The organism is Streptomyces sp. NBC_01016 (assembly GCF_026341035.1).
In the GTDB taxonomy this organism is placed as follows: domain Bacteria; phylum Actinomycetota; class Actinomycetes; order Streptomycetales; family Streptomycetaceae; genus Streptomyces.
In genome coordinates this window covers 3,775,719-3,794,572 of record NZ_JAPEOQ010000002.1, presented here as the reverse complement: position 1 = coordinate 3,794,572, position 18,854 = coordinate 3,775,719, and the positions used below count along the sequence as shown (strand labels likewise).

17 protein-coding genes are annotated in these 18,854 nt (G+C 71.2%); 12 read left to right on the top strand and 5 right to left on the bottom strand.

From position 1 onward, the window contains the following. Positions 1–77: 77 nt before the first annotated feature. Both OG746_RS44010 and OG746_RS44005 read left to right on the top strand, forming a co-directional pair. Positions 78–647: a DUF4232 domain-containing protein gene (locus OG746_RS44010; RefSeq protein WP_266725020.1), complete on the top strand. Its 570-nt coding sequence runs from the start codon at positions 78–80 to the stop codon at positions 645–647. A 148-nt stretch (positions 648–795) separates the two neighbouring features. Further along, a complete protein-coding gene (locus OG746_RS44005; RefSeq protein WP_266725018.1) occupies positions 796–1,017 on the top strand; it encodes a hypothetical protein in 222 nt (73 codons plus the stop codon). A 10-nt stretch (positions 1,018–1,027) separates the two neighbouring features. Here OG746_RS44005 and OG746_RS44000 read toward each other — a convergent pair whose 3' ends face one another. Together OG746_RS44000 and OG746_RS43995 are read right to left on the bottom strand one after the other, a co-directional pair. Then, on the bottom strand, positions 1,028–1,291 hold the full coding sequence (locus OG746_RS44000; protein WP_266725787.1) for a DUF5133 domain-containing protein: 264 nt from the start codon (positions 1,289–1,291) through the stop codon (positions 1,028–1,030). A gap of 116 nt (positions 1,292–1,407) precedes the next feature. Next, the gene (locus OG746_RS43995) at positions 1,408–2,136 is read right to left on the bottom strand and encodes a PP2C family protein-serine/threonine phosphatase (protein ID WP_266725016.1); all 729 of its coding nucleotides are present in this window, start codon (positions 2,134–2,136) and stop codon (positions 1,408–1,410) included. A gap of 284 nt (positions 2,137–2,420) precedes the next feature. Between OG746_RS43995 and OG746_RS43990 the strand changes: the two genes are divergently transcribed. After that, positions 2,421–4,772: a helix-turn-helix transcriptional regulator gene (locus tag OG746_RS43990; protein ID WP_266725014.1), complete on the top strand. Its 2,352-nt coding sequence runs from the start codon at positions 2,421–2,423 to the stop codon at positions 4,770–4,772. Positions 4,773–4,849: 77 nt separating this feature from the next. Further along, complete coding sequence (locus OG746_RS43985) at positions 4,850–6,589, top strand: sensor histidine kinase (RefSeq protein WP_266725012.1); 1,740 nt, start codon at positions 4,850–4,852, stop codon at positions 6,587–6,589. 29 nt (positions 6,590–6,618) lie between these two features. Here OG746_RS43985 and OG746_RS43980 read toward each other — a convergent pair whose 3' ends face one another. From OG746_RS43980 to OG746_RS43970, 3 genes are all read right to left on the bottom strand, one after another. Continuing rightward, a complete protein-coding gene (locus OG746_RS43980; protein WP_266725010.1) occupies positions 6,619–7,329 on the bottom strand; it encodes a response regulator in 711 nt (236 codons plus the stop codon). Positions 7,330–7,456: 127 nt separating this feature from the next. Beyond that, a complete protein-coding gene (locus tag OG746_RS43975) occupies positions 7,457–7,915 on the bottom strand; it encodes a cyclic nucleotide-binding domain-containing protein (protein ID WP_266725008.1) in 459 nt (152 codons plus the stop codon). 281 nt (positions 7,916–8,196) lie between these two features. Further along, positions 8,197–8,784, bottom strand: a complete 588-nt coding sequence (locus OG746_RS43970; RefSeq protein ID WP_266725006.1) for an Rv1733c family protein — start codon at positions 8,782–8,784, stop codon at positions 8,197–8,199. A gap of 245 nt (positions 8,785–9,029) precedes the next feature. Here OG746_RS43970 and OG746_RS43965 point away from each other — a divergent pair, with 245 nt between their 5' ends. The 8 genes from OG746_RS43965 (at position 9,030) to OG746_RS43930 (ending at position 18,812) form a co-directional block, all read left to right on the top strand. Beyond that, positions 9,030–9,887, top strand: coding sequence for a universal stress protein (locus OG746_RS43965; protein ID WP_266725004.1), 858 nt, complete (start codon positions 9,030–9,032; stop codon positions 9,885–9,887). A 100-nt stretch (positions 9,888–9,987) separates the two neighbouring features. Beyond that, entirely contained in the window at positions 9,988–10,878 is an 891-nt protein-coding gene (locus OG746_RS43960) for a TIGR03619 family F420-dependent LLM class oxidoreductase (protein WP_266725002.1), read from the top strand. A gap of 142 nt (positions 10,879–11,020) precedes the next feature. Continuing rightward, on the top strand, positions 11,021–12,022 hold the full coding sequence (locus OG746_RS43955) for a LacI family DNA-binding transcriptional regulator (protein ID WP_266725000.1): 1,002 nt from the start codon (positions 11,021–11,023) through the stop codon (positions 12,020–12,022). Positions 12,023–12,207: 185 nt separating this feature from the next. After that, positions 12,208–13,596, top strand: coding sequence for an ABC transporter substrate-binding protein (locus OG746_RS43950; RefSeq protein WP_266724998.1), 1,389 nt, complete (start codon positions 12,208–12,210; stop codon positions 13,594–13,596). Between the two features lie 59 nt (positions 13,597–13,655). Next, positions 13,656–14,609, top strand: a complete 954-nt coding sequence (locus OG746_RS43945; protein WP_266724996.1) for a carbohydrate ABC transporter permease — start codon at positions 13,656–13,658, stop codon at positions 14,607–14,609. A 28-nt stretch (positions 14,610–14,637) separates the two neighbouring features. After that, positions 14,638–15,513, top strand: a complete 876-nt coding sequence (locus OG746_RS43940; RefSeq protein ID WP_266725785.1) for a carbohydrate ABC transporter permease — start codon at positions 14,638–14,640, stop codon at positions 15,511–15,513. A 47-nt stretch (positions 15,514–15,560) separates the two neighbouring features. Further along, a complete protein-coding gene (locus OG746_RS43935) occupies positions 15,561–17,150 on the top strand; it encodes a glycoside hydrolase family 13 protein (protein ID WP_266724994.1) in 1,590 nt (529 codons plus the stop codon). A 243-nt stretch (positions 17,151–17,393) separates the two neighbouring features. Next, positions 17,394–18,812, top strand: a complete 1,419-nt coding sequence (locus OG746_RS43930; protein WP_266724992.1) for a PP2C family protein-serine/threonine phosphatase — start codon at positions 17,394–17,396, stop codon at positions 18,810–18,812. Positions 18,813–18,854: the final 42 nt, after the last annotated feature.

The window sequence follows — 18,854 nt, the reverse complement described above, 5'->3', positions numbered from 1 at the left end:
GCCTGTATTCGCCGCTTTTCATTCCTTTGGCGGCACGAAACGACCACGACGGACCGACCACGGACTGGGGACTTCCGATGCGCGCTCGTCACGTCACACGTCATGCCACGGCGGCCGTCACCGCCGCCCTCGCCCTGACGGCACTCACCGTGCCCACCGCGGGAGCGGCCGGCTCCGCCGCGCCCGCCGCGCTCGCGCGCTGCGGCGAGAACGATGTGACCGTGCGGGCCGAGCCCTCGGACGACAACGCCGACATCCTGAAGCTGAGCGTGCGCAACGACTCCTCGAAGGCCTGCCTCGTCGACCGCGTACCGACGGTCACGTACGGAGAGCTGGACGGGGCGGCGCTGCCGCTGCCGACGGTGCCGCACGCCGGGCGGGCGCTGGCCGCGCACGACACGGCGTACGCGGCGGTCCTGTCGGTCTCCGACCCGGAGGACGCCAAGGACGAGGCGCCCGCCGTCATGTACGTGACGGTCGCCGCGATCCCCGACCTTCAGGGCCGCAGCTTCCAGGCGCTGACCCTCGGTTCACCGACCGGCGTACGGGTGTGGGAGCCCGTGACGACGCTGTGGCAGTCCTCCGCCTCAGGGGCCCAGCAGGTACTGGAGGAGGAGACCACGGGCCGCGGCACGCTGGCGGTCTGACGCCCCGTCGAACCCCCGGTCGGGTCGGGACCAATGCCCCCGCACCGGGGACCTTCGTCCTCGCCCGCTGCCCCGTGCGCCGCGCCTAGCCTTGGGTTACTCCCCCGTATCGAGTCCGCACGAGTCCGCAAGAGACCGAGGCACCACGATGGCGCATCTCCCCTACCCGAGTGGTCCCCGCACTTCGCGGCACAGGCGGCGTTCGACGCGCTCCCGACTCACGCTCGGCGGCAGTGTCGCCGCGGTCGCCGTTGCCATCGGTGTGATCACGGCGTGTGGCGGCGCCGACACCACGAAGGCGGACAGCAAGGCGGGGCAGCCGACCTCGGGCGTGACGATCGGCACCGCCGACCGCGCCGAGGCGAACTGACGCCCCACTCTCACCGGTGGCGCGGCACCCGTGGTGTCCTGCGTCGACGCGCGGTGAGTGCCGAGTCGTCGTGCACGCGCGCCCCGGGCAGCCGGTGTCGGGCGGCGACGAGTGCCGCGTCCACGTCGCTCGTGCCGGTGGCCATGCACAGGCTGTATCCGATGTCGTCGAGCCGGCGCTGCGCGGCAGGTCCCCCGTCGTCGGCGTCGAGCGCGCTGAGCATCTCGTACTCGCGGATGAGGTCGGTCAACAGGGCGGGATGGGCGAGGAGCATGTTCCGCCACTCCCTTCCGTCGTCGTCTGCTGTCACACGGTCCGCCCTCCGACTCCCCTGTCACAGGAGACGAAAACATATCCCGGAGACGGGATTTCGGTACGCCCCTGTGTGCATCAGCGCGCGGCAGGCGGCGCGGAGTTCAACGGCTCCAGTGCCAGCAGCGTGGCGTCGTCCTGGAGGCGGCCTCCGGCGTGGTGCAGCAGGTCGGCCGAGAGCGCGGCGGTGAACGGGGCGAGCGGCAGTGCGCTCAGCTCGGTGGCGCGCTCGGCGAGGGGGTAGAACTCGCTGTCCGCGTCGCGGGCCTCGGTGGCGCCGTCGGTGTGCAGCAGCATGCGGTCCCAGGCGGCCGCGGATATCTGCTCGGCGCCGCACCAGCCGTGCGCGAGGTCGAGCAGCCCGAGCGGCGGCGCCGGGGTGGGCACGGCGGCCGGTACCGCGGACCCGTCACGGATCAGCAGGGGCGGCGGATGCCCGCAGCAGACCACTTCGGCGGAGCCGTCGGGGGCGACCGTCACCAGCGTGGCGGTGACGAATCTGTCGGGGTCCTCGGAGTGCGCGACCAGCGAGTGCAGCCGCACCGCGAGCACCTCCAACGTCCGCTGCACGCACGCGAGCCGGCGCCAGGTCCGCAGGACCGCGTCGGCGGTGCGGGACAGCTCGGTCCCCTTGCCCATCACGTCCCCAATGAGCAGCCGGGTCCCGTACGGCGTGTCCACGACGCCGTGCAGATCACCGCCCTCGCCGCCGTCCGGCCCCGCGCCGGCCGCCAGCCGCCGGGCGCTGACGCCGAGCGTGCCGAACGTCTCGGGCAGGGAGGTGGTCGATGACGGACGGGTGGTCATGAGGGCCTTTCGAGAGGGGGCCGGACGTCTCGGCTCCGGTGGTGCCGGTGGGGCGCGGCTCGATCGGCGGGACAGCCGTGGCGTTCCGGGAAGTGTAGTCAGCCGGGCGCTCCGTGTGACGGTTTCCCCGAAGTGCGTGCGGAAATCGCGGGGGACGCGCCAACTACCCATGTTCCCTTTCCCGTTCGAGTGGTCGTGCGGTGAAGGGGGTTCGTTCGCGCCCCGTTCCGCCTAGCCTGGCGGCGGCAGTCGCCGCCCTCCGCACCGCACGAGGTGAGCCCCTCATGAACCCCAGTCCCACCCGGCGTACGCCGGGAGACCTGCCCGCCGAGACCACCAGTTTCGTCGGGCGGCGCCGGGAGCTGGGCCAGGTCGCGGACGTGCTGACGCGGGCCAGGCTCGTCACGCTGACCGGGCCGGGCGGTGTCGGCAAGACCCGGACCGCGGTGCGCGCGGCACGCGAGTCGCGGGAGACGTATGCCGACGGGGTGCGGCTCGTGGAGCTCTCCGCGCTGCACGACCCGGCGCTGCTCGCGAACGCGGTCGCGGCGGCGCTCGACCTGCCGGAGCAGGCGGCGCGGCCTGCCATCGAGGTGATCGCCGACCATCTGGAGGGGCGCGAGCTGCTGTTGCTGCTCGACACCTGCGAGCACCTGGTCGACGCGTGCGCGGTGCTCTGCGACGAACTGCTCCGCTCCGCACCCCGGTTGAGGATCGTCGCCACCAGCAGGCAGCCTCTCGACGTGCCCGGGGAGCACGTCCTCGCGATCGGCCCGCTGAGCATGCCGGAGCCCGCGGACGGCGCGGGGCGGGAGTGCGACGCGCTGGCGCTGTTCGCCGACCGGGCGTCCGCGGCGGTGCAGGGGTTCACCGTGAGCGAGGACAACCGGGCGGACGTATTGGCGCTGTGCCGCCGGCTCGACGGGATCCCGCTCGCCATCGAACTCGCGGTCTCCCGGCTGCGTGTGCTGTCGCTCGACGAGATGCTGGCCCGGCTCGACGACCGGTTCCGGCTGCTCACCGGCGGTCGCCGCACGTCGGTGCCGCGCCATCAGACGCTGCGTACGGCGATCGGCTGGAGCCACGACCTGTCGACCGCGGCGGAGCGGCTGCTGTGGGCCCGACTGTCCGTGTTCGCGGGCGAGTTGAGCCTCCAGGCGGCCGAGGTGGTGTGCGCCGACGACGAGGTCCTGCCGGTCGAGGACGTGCTGACCTCGCTCATCGGCCTCGTCGAGAAGTCGGTCGTGGTGCGGGTCGAGACCCCCGAGGGCACGCGGTACCGGATGCTCGACACCATCCGCGAGTACGGCCTGGAGCAGCTCGCCGCGCTCGGCGGCGAGGATCGGTCCCGGCGCCGCCACCTGGAGTACTTCCTCGACGCGGCGCGCGCCTTCGACCAGGAGTGGACGGGGGACGCGCAGATCCCCCTGCTGCGGGCGCTCGTGCGGGACCAGGCCAACGTCCGGATCGCCCTTGAGTACTGCGTCGCGACGCCCCGACTGCACTGCGACGGACTGGAGATGGCGACGGCGCTGTGGGGCTACTGGCACGCGACCGGACTGCTCACCGAGGGCCGTTACTGGCTGCGCCGCACCCTGGACGGCTGCCGCGACGAGTCACCGCAGCGCGTCAAGGCGCTGTGGCTGATCAGCTGGTACATGGACATCCAGGGGGAACGGGGCAAGAACGAGGCGCTGTTGAAGGAGGCCGAGCAGATCGCCGCGCGGATCGGCGACCAGGTCGGCGCCACGTGGGCGTTCTCCTTCCAGGCGCACCGTCGGTACTTCCTCGGCCGGATGGAGGGCTGCGCCGACGACTTCGACGAGGTCCGGGCCCGGATGACGGCGCTCGGCGACGACACCGGCCTGCTCATGCTGGGCTTCTACGCCGGGTTCATGCTGATCCTCACCGGCGACCACGACAAGGGCATCGCCTGGTGCGACGACTCGCTCGCGCGCGGCGCCGCGCATCCGGGCGAGCAGTGGGCGCGCAGCTGGGCCCTGTGGGTCAAGAGCGTGGGCCTGTGGCTGAAGGGCGAGCACGAGGCGTCCGTGGAGTGCACCCGTGAGGGCATCCGCAGCAAGGCGGCGCTGGACGACCTGATGGGGCTCGCCCACTTCCTGGAGGGCCTGGCCTGGCACGCGGCGCAGCTGCGGCGCTTCGAGCGGGTCGCGGCACTGCAGGGCGCGGCCGACGCGCTGTGGCGCCGGGCCGCGAAGGAGGCCAGGTTCGGGCTCCCCGTGCTGCACGAACTGCACACGCGGGCCGCGGACCCGGCCCGCAAGGTGCTCGGTGCCGACGGCTACCACCACTCGTTCGAGGAGGGCGCGGCGCTCCCGCTCGACGCCGTGGTGGACCTGGCGCTCGACGACGCTTCGGCGCCGTCCCCCGACGTCCCTCCGCAGCGCTCGGGCCCCACCGACGGGCTCACGCCCCGCGAGCGTCAGGTGGCCGCCCTGGTCGGCGACGGCTGCACCAACAGGGAGATCGCGGCGAAGCTCGTGGTGTCGAAGCGGACGATCGACTCCCATGTGGAGCACATCCTCACCAAGCTCGGCTTCACCTCCCGTTCCCAGATCGCCGCTCTGCACGCCGCATCGTCCGCGGACTCCGCCGTTCCACCGTCCGAGGTGTGACGAAGCAGGTCGTCAGGGCGCGAACAGCCGCTACCTTGAGTACGGAACGACACCTCACCGAGGTCCACGGAGGCCGGATGGCCGAGGACGGTGCACGGGGGCCGGGCCCGCTGCCGAGGTTGCGGCTCGACGAACTGCTCGAAGAACTCCAGGTACGCATCGGCACGGTCCGGCGTACCCGCGACCGCCTGCAGGGACTGCTCGAGGCGGTCCTGTCGGTGGGCCAGGAGCTGGATCTCTCCCAGGTGCTGCGGCGCATCGTGGAGGCGGCCGTGGTGCTGGTGGACGCCGAGTACGGGGCGCTCGGGGTGATCGGCGAGGACCGGCGCAAGCTGTCGCAGTTCCTGCCGGTCGGGATCAGCGACGACCTGCGCGCGGAGATCGGTGACCTGCCGTCGGGGCACGGTCTGTTGGGCGAGCTGATCCGGCATCCGGAGCCGCTGCGCCTGTCCGAGCTCGCCGGGCACCCCGCCTCCGCGGGCTTCCCGCCGCGCCATCCGCCGATGCACACGTTCGTGGGCACGCCGATCCGGGTCCGCGACGACGTGTTCGGGAACCTGTATCTGACGCAGAAGCGTGGCGGCGGCGACTTCGACGACGAGGACGTGGCGGTGCTGCAGACGCTGAGTGCCGCCGCGGGCGTGGCGATCGAGAACGCCCGCCTGTTCGAGGAGGTTCGGCTCCGGGAGCGCTGGCTTCAGTTGAGCGCCGACTTCACCGGGAGTCTGCTGTCGGGCGCCGACGAGGCCGAGGTGCTGCGTCTCATGGTGGACCGGGCGCGGGAGATCACCGCCGCTGACCTCGGGGTGGTGGCCCTCCTCGTCCCCGGCGATCATCTGCTGCACGAGACACTGGCGCTCGGCGAACGCTCCCGTGCGCACAGCGACGTGACCCTGCCGCGCGAGGGCACCTTCGCCGGAGCGGCGCTCGCCGCGGGCAAGTTGGTCACGTCGGACGACATCCGCAAGGACCCGCGGATCACCTACCAGCCGGACCGCTGGGACGGCCTCGGGCCCGCCGTGGCGGTGCCGATCGGCACGTCGGAGGGCGTGCGCGGCGTGCTCATGCTGGCCCGCCGCGCCGATCACCCGCCGTTCTCCGCGGCCGAGTTGATACCGCTGGGCGGCTTCGCGGGGCAGGCGGCCCTCGCCCTGGAGCTCGCGGACCGGCGGCGGGACGCGGAGCAGATGAGCCTTCTGGAGGACCGCGACCGGATTGCCCGCGACCTCCACGACCTGGCGATCCAGCGGCTGTTCGCGACCGGTATGACGCTGCAGAGCGCGCAGCGGTTCGTGCAGCACCCGGAGGCGTCGGAGCGTCTGCTGCGGGCCGTGGACGACCTCGACACCACCATCAAGATCATCCGCTCCACGATCTTCGGCCTGCGCGAGCGCGACGCCCCGCCGACCGGATCCGGCCTGCGGGTGCGGGTCGTACGGGCGGTGGAGGACGCGGCCCAAGTCCTGGGCTTCACCCCGTCGTTGCGCATGGAGGGCCTGATCGACGCGGATGTGCCGGGGCCCCTCGCCGACGACGCGCTCGCCGTGCTCGGCGAGGCGCTCACGAACGTGGCCCGGCACGCGCGCGCCTCCTCCGCCGATGTCGCGCTCGTCGTACGCGGCGGTGCGCTGACGCTGACCGTGGAGGACAACGGCGTGGGGATCGCCACGGAGCCCGACGGCCATCGCAGCGGGCTCGCCAATCTCGCGGCCCGCGCGGGGCGGCGCGGCGGAGCGCTGACGGCCACGGCACGGGACAGCGGCGGCACCCTCCTGGAGTGGACGGTGCCGCTGGCCTCACCGCCGCAGGACGCGTGAGCCGTTGGCTGTCCGTGAACCGTTGACTGTCACGGTCGGTGCCTGTCCTGCGGCAGCCTCGTAGCGATCACGGCGGCCTGGATCCTGCGCTCCACGCCCAACTTGGCGAGCAGCCGGGAGATGTTGTTCTTCACCGTCTTCTCCGACAGGAAGAGCCGCCGCCCGATCTGCCGGTTGGTGAGCCCCTCCCCCACCAGCGCGAGAATGTCCCGCTCACGGTCGGTCAGCTCGACGCCCTCGGCCACCGGCGCTCCCGCGGCGTCCGTCGCGCCCGACCTGCCCTGCTCCGGGCCGCGCAGGCTGCGCATCAGGCGGGCCGTCGTCGCCGGGTCGAGCATGGACTCGCCCGCGGCGACGGTGCGTACCGCGGAGACCAGGTCGGAGCCCTTGATCTGCTTCAGTACGTAGCCGCCCGCGCCGGCCATGATGGCGTCGAGCAACGCGTCGTCGTCGTCGAACGAGGTGAGCATCAGACAGCTCACATCCGGGATGAGCACACGCAGTTCGCGGCAGATCGTGATGCCGTCGCCGTCCGGGAGGCGCACGTCGAGCACGGCCACGTCGGGACGGAGCGCGGGTCCACGCGCGAGCGCCTGAGCGGCGGTGGCGGCCTCGCCGACGACGGTCATGTCGGGTTCCGCTCCGAGGAGGTCACGCAGGCCGCGCCGCACCACTTCGTGATCGTCGAGCAGCAGGATGCGAATGGGCCGATCCGCTGAGAAAGTACGTGATTGTGGCATACGGCCCCCTCGGATGTGGTGTTCCCGCACGTCTGGATGCGAACCCGTCTAGATCCTGGGGCCGGACGGACTGATCCGCCAGGGCCGAACGGTACCGTTCACCTGGCCCTGGCGGCCCGTCGTCGTGCTATGCGGCCCCCGATCCGTAAGGGGCGTACAGGTCGAGGAGTCGGGTGCGGGTGACGCTGAGCCGGTGGGCGAGCACTCCGCCCACCCACTGGGCCACGAAGGAGCCGAGGCCGGGGTCGGAGGCGCACAGGAGGCGGACCGTGACGGCGTCGAACTCGTGGGCCCTGACCCGGGTTTCGGCCCGCGCGCCGAGCTGCCACACATACGGCGGGAACAGCCATGACCAGCCGATGAGTTCGCCGTGGCCGAGGTATTCGACGACGGGGGCGTGCCGGCCCGGCACCCGCATGTCGAGGGCGACGGTGCCGGTGCGCAGGATCCAGAAGCGGTCGGCGCGGGAGCCCTCGGCGAAGAGCCGGGCGCCTTCCGGGAAGCTCATGTCACGGGCGAAACGCATCAGCCGGCCGCGGTACTCCTCGGGCAGGGTCTGACTCATCCGTGGTGCCGTGGTGGTCATGGGCGGACTCCTTCCGGGGCTCGGGCGACGACCGGAGCGCTTCCTTCGGGGACGCCGCCGGGGCCCGGCTGTCGGCGGAGCAGGGCTTCGGCGGCGTCATCGCGTCTTCCGGACGGCGTCCTTGCGATACCACGACGATGCCCGCTCCCCGCCCGCGGGGGCAGGGGCCGAACGGCTCCGTCGCCGGGCCCTGTCGGCTCTGCCAGTGGGCCCTTTCGGGCCCCTGAGCAGGCGCTCCGTGTCGCCGTCGACCTCCCGTCCGGCGCAGTAGCGGCCCGGCCCTACGCGTGCCGCCGGCTCCACTCGGGCCCCACGCGGCTCCAGTCCCGCTCCCATGCCGCGATCCTGCGGTGATCGAGGGCGCGGCGCAGGAAGAAGCGGGCGAGGAGGGCGAGGGTGGCGGTGATGATGGTGACCAGGAAGGCGGCGGTGAGTGTGCGGGCCCAGATGGCCTCGGTGCCCCAGGGCTCGGTGGTGACCCGGCCGCCCCTGTCGAGCCAGACGGCGGTGCGGTCGCCCCGTTCGAGCCCGGCGGGGACGGGCGCCTTCGCCACGACGCTGCCTCGTACGTCATCGGTCCAGCGGACCTTGACCGGGTACGTGACCGTGTTCTGTACGCCGCTCTGGGACGGCACGTCGTCCGGGGCGTCCTCGACCAGTTTGGCCCGCACCATGTGCCGCTGAGTCACCTGGACGCGGGCCTCCCCGGCGGCGTCGGCATGGGTCGCCCAGCCGGCCACGGCACCGGCGGCGGGCGCCATCAGGAGAGCGAGCAGTCCGAGCAACAGCGCCGCCCACCCCTCGACCGCGTCCGACCTGCGCCGCAGGGGGTTCCCCTTGGCTTGCCTGAACTTCTTGCAGGTCGTCATCGTCACCTCCCTGCCAGCGTAAAGCCACGCTCGCGCTCCCGGGCCGCCCGGCACAGGGGCCGAACGGCCCCTCGTCGAGGGCCGGTTCGCCTCTCCCTGCGCAGGTCGGACCGGTGACAAGGTCCCGGACACCACAGCCCGTGAGGAGCCGATCCGTCCGTGCTCCACACGAGTGATCAACGCCAGGTGTGGAACCCGCACCGGAGGCACACCGTCCGCGTCACCGCCACGGAGAGGTTCCCGTCATGACCAGTAGCCGCGTACTGAGCGTCGGGACGGACGCTTCACGCGAGAGCGTGCACGCCGCGGACTGGGCGGCCCGCGAGGCACTGCGCCGCCGCCTTCCGCTGCGGCTCGTGCAGGCGGCGGGCACGGAGCGGCCCGCTCCCCGGCTCCCGGACGTCGATCTGCCCGACCGCGGCGTGCTCGACGTGGTCGCGCTCCGGCTCTCGTACGCCCACCCCGCCCTCGAGATCATCGCCCGGCGCCGGCCCGAGCAGCCGGTGGCCGCTCTGCTGGAGGCGGCCGCGGAGTCGGAGACCCTGGTGCTCGGCTCGCGGGGTTTCACGGGCTACTCGGGGTTCCTCGTCGGCTCGGTCGCCCTCGCGGTCACGGCGCGCGCCACGCGTCCGGTGGTCCTGGTGCGGGCCGGCGGGCTGCCGGAGGACGAGTGGGAGGGCCCCGACTTCCGTCCCGTGGTCGTGGGGCTCGATGTGACGGCGCCCGCCGACGAACTCCTCTCGTACGCCTTCGAGGCCGCGGCCCTGCGCCGCGCCCCGCTGCAGGCGCTGCACGCCTGGACGCTGCCGCCGATGCGCGGCGACCGGCCGGGCGGGGCGAGGCCGGGCGACGCCGCGCGCCAGGAGGAGCGGCTGCGCCGGTCCCTCATGGAGGCGGTGCGGACCTGGCGCACGAAATATCCGGAGGTGCCGGTCGAGGAGCGGCTCCTGTACGGGCAGGCTGGCCACCATCTCCTCAAGGCCGCCACGGGGGCGAGCCTCACGGTCGTGGGGCGGCAGACCGACGCGTCCCGTCTGGGCTGCACCGCGCACTCGGTGGTGCACCATGTGACCAGCCCGGTCGCGATCGTTCCGCACGGCTGAACGCGCGGGCCCCGCCCGCACACCGCCGTGCCGGGGCCGAAATCGCGGGATTCCCGAAGGCGATTCGACGCGAGGCCTCAAGATCGTCGAGACTCGCCGTATGCGATATGGCGTAAATCTTCTCAACTTCGGCGACGGCATGACCCCCGAGCACCTGGTACGCCAGGCCACGGATGCCCGGGACCTCGGCTTCACCTTCGCGATGATCTCCGACCACATCGTGGTCACCCCGGATGTGCACTCGGTGTATCCGGCCCCGTTCTACGACCAGTTCACCCTGGCCGCGCACCTCGCCGGCCGCGTGCCCGGTCTCACGCTCGGCACGACGATCACCGTCATCCCCTACCGGCACCCGCTGCACACGGCGCGTCTCGCCGCCAACGTCGACCAGTTGAACGACGCCGGCTTCATCCTCGGCGCGGGCGTCGGCTGGTCCGCGGAGGAGTACCGCGTGCTCGGCGTCCCGTTCGAGGAGCGCGGCGCCATCACCGACGAGTACCTCGCGGCGATCCGCGGCTCTTGGACGCAGGATCCGTTCACTTTCAAGGGCAAGTACGTGGAGTTCGAGGGTGTGAGGACCGGGCCCGCGCCCTCGTCCACCCCGGGGCTTCCGGTGTGGGTCGGCGGCGACTCACCGGCGGCGCTGCGCAGGGCCGGCAGGCTCGGTGAGGCCTGGCACCCGTTCATGCCGACGGTCGCCAAGCTGCGCGCACAGCTGCCGCGTCTGGCCGAGGAGGCGGAGAAGGCGGGCCGGCCCGTCCCGGAGTTCGCGCCGCGCATCCAGCTGATGATCGGCGACGTGCCGGACACGGAGGACCGCCCGCTCGGCCACGGCAGCATCGAGCAGATCAAGCAGGACGTGGCGACGCTCGAGGAGTTCGGGGCGACGCACATCCTGTTCGACACCTACCCGGGCTCGCCTGAGGCCTGGCTCGGTCCGGACGAGGACCGGCGGATCCTCCAGCTGGTGAAGGAGAAGGTGCTCGGCTGAGGCCTGTTCGCGGCCAGGGGGCGTCCGCGCTCCCTGGGCAACCGTGACCCCTGGGCGTCCGCACCTCCTGGGCAACCGTGGCCTCGGCGAATGTCCCCATCACGCAAACGAGACGCAAGTTCTTGCGCTAATCTTGCGCTCCATGACGCGCAGACTTGCTCAAGTGGCGAAGAAGGTCGGGGTCAGCGAGGCCACGGTCAGCCGGGTGCTCAACAACAAGCCCGGAGTGTCGGAGGCGACACGCCAGTCGGTGCTCACCGCACTCGACGTCCTCGGCTACGAGCGGCCGACCCAACTGCGCGGTGAACGGGCACGCCTGGTCGGCCTGGTCCTCCCCGAGCTGCAGAACCCGATCTTCCCCGCGTTCGCGGAAGTGATCGGTGGCGCGCTCGCCCAGCAGGGCCTCACTCCGGTGCTGTGCACGCAGACCAAGGGGGGCGTCTCGGAGGCGGACTACGTGGAGCTGCTGCTCCAACAACAGGTCTCCGGCGTGGTGTTCGCGGGTGGCCTGTTCGCGCAAGGAGATGCCGAGCACGGCCACTACCAGCGGCTGGCCGAGCGCCAGGTGCCGGTGGTGCTCGTCAACGCCGCCATCGAGCGGCTCGGTTTCCCGTGCGTGGCGTGCGACGACGCGGTCGCCGTGGAGCAGGCGTGGCGGCATCTGTCCTCGCTCGGCCACGAGCGCATCGGCCTGGTGCTGGGCCCCGACGACCACATGCCTTCGCAGCGCAAACTCGCCGCGGCCCGCGCCATGGAGGGCAAGCTCCCGGGTGCGGCGGTCGAGCGGGCCATGTTCTCCCTGGAGGGCGGGCACGCCGCGGCGACCCGGCTCATCTCCCGCGGCATCACGGGCATCATCTGCGCCAGCGACCCCCTGGCGCTCGGCGCGGTGCGGGCCGCCCGCCGCGCGGGGCTCTCCGTGCCACGTGACGTCTCGGTGGTCGGCTACGACGACTCGGCGTTCATGAACTGCACCGAGCCTCCGCTCACCACCGTGCGCCAGCCGATCGAGTCGATGGGCCGGGCCGCCGTCGAGATGCTCGTCGCACAGATCCAGGGCGGCTCTGTGCCGCCCGGTGAGCTGCTGTTCGAGCCCGAACTGGTGGTGCGCGGTTCGACGGCGCCGCCGGCTCCGGTGTCGTAAGAGGCGCCCCAATTCCCCCCACAAACCCGCCTGTTCATTTTTTGCGGAATACGCGCGACATCTTGCGCCCATCGGTCGGCGGTGCTTGAGTGTGGCTCGCTCCGGCGCCCCGGTCTCACCCACCTCGGCGCCGCGGGCCTCCACGTTCCTGCCTGCACAGGCTCAGGCCCTGAGGGGACCCACCGATGAGAAGCACTTCCGTGAAGGTCGTCGTCACCGCGTTCGCACTGGCCTCGCTCGCGGCCTGCGGCACCAGCAGCTCCGACGACGGCGGCGGGACGGGCGCCGGCTCGAAGGCCGACATCAGCGCCCCGCTCGACCCGAAGACCAAGGTCTCGCTGACCATCGACTGCATGCCACCGAAGGCGAAGGCGGCCGAGCGGCGGCAGTGGAACGAGGACGTCAAGGCGTTCAACAAGAAGTACCCGAATGTCACGATCGACGGGAAGTCGACCGCGGGCCAGTGCGAGGAGCCGGCCCGGTTCACCGCCGCGCTCAAGGCGAAGTCCCAACCGGACGTCTTCTACACGTACTTCACCGATCTCCAGCAGGTGCTCGACAACAACGGCGCCGAGGACATCACCCCGTACGTCACCAAGAAGACCGTCCCCGCGCTCGACTCGATCGACCCGAACGTGCTCGCCGCGCTGAAGAAGGACAGCAAGCTCTACGGCCTGCCCACCAGCAACTACACGATGGGCCTGCTCATCAACCGCAAGCTGTTCAAGCAGGCGGGCCTCGACCCGGACAAGCCGCCGACGACCTGGGCCGAGGTGCGCACGGCCGCGAAGAAGATCGCCGGGCTCGGCAACGGCATCTCCGGGTACGGCGAGTACAGCGCGGAGAACACCGGCGGCTGGCACTTCACGGCGACGATGTACGGGCTCGGCGGCGATGTCGTCACCCCCGACGGCAAGAAGGCCGCGTTCAACGACGCCACCGGCAAGCAGGTCGCCAAGCAGCTGCACGACATGCGCTGGAAGGACAACAGCATGGGCAAGACGCAGCTGTTGAAGTGGGGTGACCTGCAGAAGCAGATCGCGTCGGACAAGCTCGGCATGTTCCTCGCCGCGCCCGACGACGTGACGTACATGGTGCAGCAACTGGGCGCCGACTACGCCAACTTCGGGATGGGACCGATCCCCGGCGGCAAGGCCACGCTCTTCGGCGGCAACGACTACATGATCAAGAAGGGCTCCTCGCCCGACAAGATCAAGGCCGCGATCGCCTGGCTGAACTTCAAGACGCTCACCCCCGCCAAGGGCCAGTTCGACTGGCCCAGGACCAAGGAGGACAAGCTCCCGGTCGGTCTACCGCAGCCCAACTTCTTCACCGGCGCCGTGAAGACCGACGACCTCCAGTCACGGACGGACAACGCCACCATGCCGGTACGCAACTTCGAGCCGTTCATGGCGAACCCGGTGCGCGGCAAGGCGGAGCCGCCGAAGGCGCAGGAGGTCTACAAGGTCCTCGACAACGTCATGTCGGGCGTCCTCACCAACAAGAACGCCGATGTCGACAAGCTCCTGTCCAGTGCCGAGCAGCAGGTCAACCAGGTGCTGGCCAACCAGTAGGACGCCCACCGCACGCAGGACGTCCCACCGGTACCTGGTCCTTGATCCGAGGAGTGCCCATGTCGGCCCCGACGCTGCCAGCGAAGCCACGGCAGTCCGCACCGCCCGCACGAAAGCACCAACTCACCCCGCGCGACGGCTCGTTGACGCGCACGGTGAAGCGTCATCTCTCCGCCCACGGCTTCCTGATCGGCGCGGTGCTCTGCTTCTCCTTCTTCTCCTGGTATCCGATGGTCAGGGAGTTCCTGCTGGCCTTCCAGAAGACGAAGGACGGCCGCACCACCTGGGCCGGCTGGTCCAATCTCACGTACGTCTTCAACGACCCGGCCTTCTGGCAGGCCTGGCGCAACACGCTCCTGTTCACCGCCCTGGCCCTGCTCCTGGGCTTCGCAGTGCCGTTCCTCATCGCGGTCCTGCTCAATGAATTCCGGCACGGCCAGGGCTACTTGAGGATGCTGGTCTACCTCCCGGTGATGCTGCCGCCGGTCGCCTCCGTGCTCCTCTTCAAGTACTTCTACGACCCCGGCTACGGCCTGTTCAACCGGATCCTCGGAGTCTTCGGGATACCGGAACAGCAGTGGCTGCAGTCCACCGACACCGCGATGCTGTCCGTCGTCATCGCGGCGACGTGGATGAACATGGGCGGCGCGACGCTCATTTATCTGGCGTCGCTCCAGGGCATCCCGGGCGAGCTGTACGAGGCCGCGGAGCTGGACGGCGCGGGCCTGTGGCGCAAGATCTGGCACGTGACGATCCCGCAGACACGGCTGATCCTCTCGCTGATGTTCCTGATGCAGATCATCGCGACGATGCAGGTCTTCACCGAGCCGTTCCTGCTGACGAACGGCGCGGGCCCGGAGGGCTCCACGACCACGGTCGTCTATCTGATCTACCAGTACGCCTTCAACTTCAACAACTACGGCGGCGCGGCGGCCCTGGGCCTCGTCCTGCTCGTCCTGCTCGCGGCGTTCTCCGCTGTGTACGTACGGCTGAGCCGCGCATCGGACGACTGAGGAGACGGCACCCATGGCCACCGACACGATGCGCACCCGCACCCTGATCTCCCCCGCCCAGCTCGGCCGGCGGCGCGGGAAGATCCTCTACTGGACGGTCTTCGGCGTCACCATGGCCCTGTTCACGCTGGTCTTCCTCGGCCCGCTGTACTGGATGGTGACCGGCGGCCTCAAGACCACGGCGGAGATCGTCCAGTCCCCGCCGACCCTGGTGCCCGACAGCGTGCACCCGAAGAACTACCAGGACGCCTGGAACGTGATGGACCTGGCCAAGCTGCTGTTCAACACGCTCTACTACGCGTTCGGCGCGCTCGCCTTCCAGCTCGTCCTCGATGTGGCCGCCGCGTACTCGCTCTCCAAGCTCCGCCCGCTGTTCGGCAACGTCATCCTCGGCATGATGCTGGCGACGCTGATGATCCCGGCGACCGTGCTCGTCGTCCCGCAGTATCTGACGGTCCTCGACGTGCCGATCTTCGAGCGCAATCTGCTGAACAGCCCGTGGGCGATCTGGCTGCCGTCCGTCACCAACGCCTTCAACATCTTCCTGCTCAAGCGGTTCTTCGACTCGATCCCGCGGGAGCTGCTCGACGCGGCGTCCATCGACGGCGCCTCGGCGCTGCGCACCCTGCGCTCGGTGGTGCTGCCGATCTCCCGGCCGATCCTCGGCGTCGTCTCCATCTTCGCGGTGGTCGGCGTGTGGAAGGACTTCCTCTGGCCGATGCTGACGCTCCCCGACCCGGCGAAGCAGACGCTGAACGTCGGCATCTACTCGCTGTCCAACGGCGTCCCGCAGAACCAGCTGATCGCCGCGCTCACCATCGCGTCCGTGCCGACGCTGATCCTCTTCCTGCTCTTCCAGCGGAACATCATGAGCGGTCTGACCGCCGGCGGCCTCAAGGGCTGACCCGCTCCGCTCCGCACATCCAACACCCTTGCCCGAAAGGACCCTTCGTGGTGGTCGACGACTGGTGGCGCAGTGCTGCCATTTACCAGGTGTACGTCCGCAGCTTCGCCGACGGCGACGGGGACGGCACCGGCGACCTCGCCGGCGTCCGCTCCCGCCTGCCGTATCTGGCCGGGCTCGGCGTGGACGCCATCTGGTTCACGCCCTGGTACCGCTCCCCGCTCGCGGACGGCGGCTACGACGTGGCGGACTACCGGGCGATCGACCCGGCGTTCGGCACCCTCGCGGAGGCCGAGAAGCTGATCGCGGAGGCGCGGGATCTCGGGATCCGCGTGATCGTGGACATCGTGCCGAACCATGTCTCCGACCAACACCCCTGGTTTCAGGCAGCGTTGGCCGCAGGACCCGGCAGTCCGGAGCGCGAGCTGTTCCACTTCAGGCCGGGGCGCGGCGCACACGGCGAGCTGCCGCCGAACAACTGGCCCTCCCAGTTCTCGGGTGCCACCTGGACCCGGGTGCCGGACGGCGAGTGGTACCTGCACCTGTTCACGCCGGAGCAGCCGGACCTCAACTGGGCGCATCCGGCGGTACGTCAGGAGCACGAGGACGTGCTCCGGTTCTGGTTCGAGCGGGGCGCGGCGGGCGTGCGCGTGGACTCCGCGGCCCTCCTCGCCAAGGACCCGGCGCTCGCCGACGCGAGCGGCGACGACACCAGCGGCTACGTCGACCGCGACGAACTCCACGCCGTCTACCGCTCCTGGCGCGCCGTCGCCGACTCCTACGACGGCGTCCTCATCGGTGAGTTGTGGGTCCCGGACCCCGAGCGCTTCGCCCGCTATCTGCGCCCCGACGAGCTGCACACCGCCTTCAACTTCGACTTCCTCGCCCGCCCCTGGGACGCCGCCGAACTCCGCGCGTCCATCGACGCCACGCTCGCCTTCCACGCCCCGGTGGGCGCGCCCGCGACCTGGGTGCTGTGCAACCACGACGTGACCCGCACGGTCACCCGATACGGCCGCGCCGACACCCGCTTCGACTTCGCCACCAAACGGTTCGGCACCCCGGCCGACCTCGGTCTCGGCCTGCGCCGGGCGCGCGCGGCGGCACTCCTCTCGCTCGCCCTGCCCGGCTCCGTATACCTGTACCAGGGCGAGGAGTTGGGCCTGCCGGAGGTGGAGGTGGACCGGGCGCACATCCAGGATCCGATGCACGCCCGGTCGGGCGGCGTCGACCCCGGCCGTGACGGCTGCCGCGTGCCGCTGCCGTGGACCGAGCACGGAGCGACGTACGGCTTCGGGGACCCGGACTCCCGCGAGGCATGGCTGCCGCAGCCGCCCGACTGGGGGACGTACGCCGCCGAGCGCCAGGAGGACGACCCGCGCTCGATGCTCTCGCTGTACCGGAACGCACTGCGCCTGCGGGCATGCCAACCGGGTTTTCGTGGCGACGAGTTGACGTGGCTCGGCGCGCCCGAAGGGGTGCTCGCGTTCGCGCGCGGACTCGGCCTCGTGTGCGTCGTGAACCTCGGCACGGAGCCCTCCCTGCTTCCGGCCCACCAAGAGGTGTTGCTGACCAGCGACGCGCTGGACGGCGACGGGCGACTGCCGGGCGATACGGCGGCCTGGCTGCGTACGTAGGTTTGGCTACGCCGATCGGTGGGGCACGCATCACCGCACGTATGAACGCGGCATACGCCATCCCCGGCCGCGCGTTCGAAGGCGACCCACGAAAGAGTCCACCAGAAGGACAAGGGCATATGCCATAAGCACCACCGCATCGTGTATGGCCAAATCCCTTACGGGGCAACGCGGCCTGTGCCAGAGTCTTTAGCGGTCCTTCCGTCAGCCCCGGCCACTCGTGCCCCGCATCGGAGTTTCCTCATGCCGCCCCATACCTTCGCGGACCGCCCCGCCGGCCAACCGCCGGAGCGTGGCGCCGTCGACGCGCTGATCTCGCAGACGCGCCGCCTGCTCGGCGACGTCGACGCGGTGCGCCGCGAATCGGTGATGACGGACGAGGCCGACCCCGAGTCCCGCTGGCAGCGCGCCCTGTACGAGCTGGCGGTACACCAACTCAGCGACCTCGACCGGCACTTGGCACAGCTGCGGGAGGGCCCCGCCCCCCAGGCGGGCCTGCCGGCCCAGCGGGTCACCGCGACGCCGCCGCCCGGCTCCCTGCTGAGCCGGGTGGGCAGCGCCGAGTGGAACCTGCTGACCGACGAGGCGACCTGGTCGGGCGAGCTCTACCAGATCCTCGGCAGGGACCCCGCCGCCCCCGCGCTCACGCTCGACGAACTGCCCGCCCTCGTGCACGCCGACGACCAGCCGAGGCTGACCGCGATGGTCACCGACTGCCTGATCGACGGCAAGCCGATGGACGGGGAGTTCCGCGTCGTACGCCCGGACGGATCCGTGCGCACGGTGCACATGATGGGCGAGCCCGTGCTCGACGCCGACGGCGCGACCGCCTCGATGTGGGCGGTCGTACGCGACGTCAGTGAACTGCGCCGCAGCCAACGAGCGGTGAGCGAGACCCGTGACTCGCTCCAGCGCCAGCGGCACATCGCGCAGACCGAGCACCGGCTCGCGGTCGAGCTGCAGGAAGCCGTGCTACCGCCGTGGCGTGGCTCCCTGCGGCTCCCGCGCAGCGGCCCCGGCGGCCTCGATCTGGCCGCCCACTACTTCCCCTCCTCCGTCGGCAACCACGTCGGCGGCGACTGGTACGACGCGCTCGAACTGCCGGGCGGCCGCACCCTGCTGACCGTCGGCGATCTCACCGGGCACGGCGTCGCCGCCACCTCAGGCATGGCGATGCTGCTCGGCGCGGTCCGCGGCATGGCGATGTGCGACACCCCGCCCGGCGAGCTGCTCGGCTCCCTCAACCACCTCCTCGACTCGTCCGTGCAGCCCGCGCTCGGCAGCGCCCTGTGCTGCCGCTACGACCCCACGACCCGGGCACTGACGTGGGCACAGGCGGGACACCCTGCCCCCCTGCTGTTCCGCGACGGGACGGGGCGTGCGCTCACACCACCCGAAGGCGTCCTCCTCGGCACCACGTCCGGCGCCGGCTACGGGCAGGCCGAAGAGCCGCTGCGCGCCGGAGACCTGCTGCTCCTGCACACGGACGGACTCGTGCCACAGCGTGGCTCGACCGCGTCCGTGGGCCGACTGCTCGCGCTGGCGGAGCCGCTGACCGCGGCCCGTGACGCGCAGGACTGCGTGCACGTGCTCCGGGAGGAGTTCGGTCAGGGCGAGCGCGAGGACGACGCCTGTGTTCTCGTCGCCAGGATCGGTTCCTGACGGCGTACGCATTGCTCTTCGAGCCGGTGTCTCCGGCGGTGC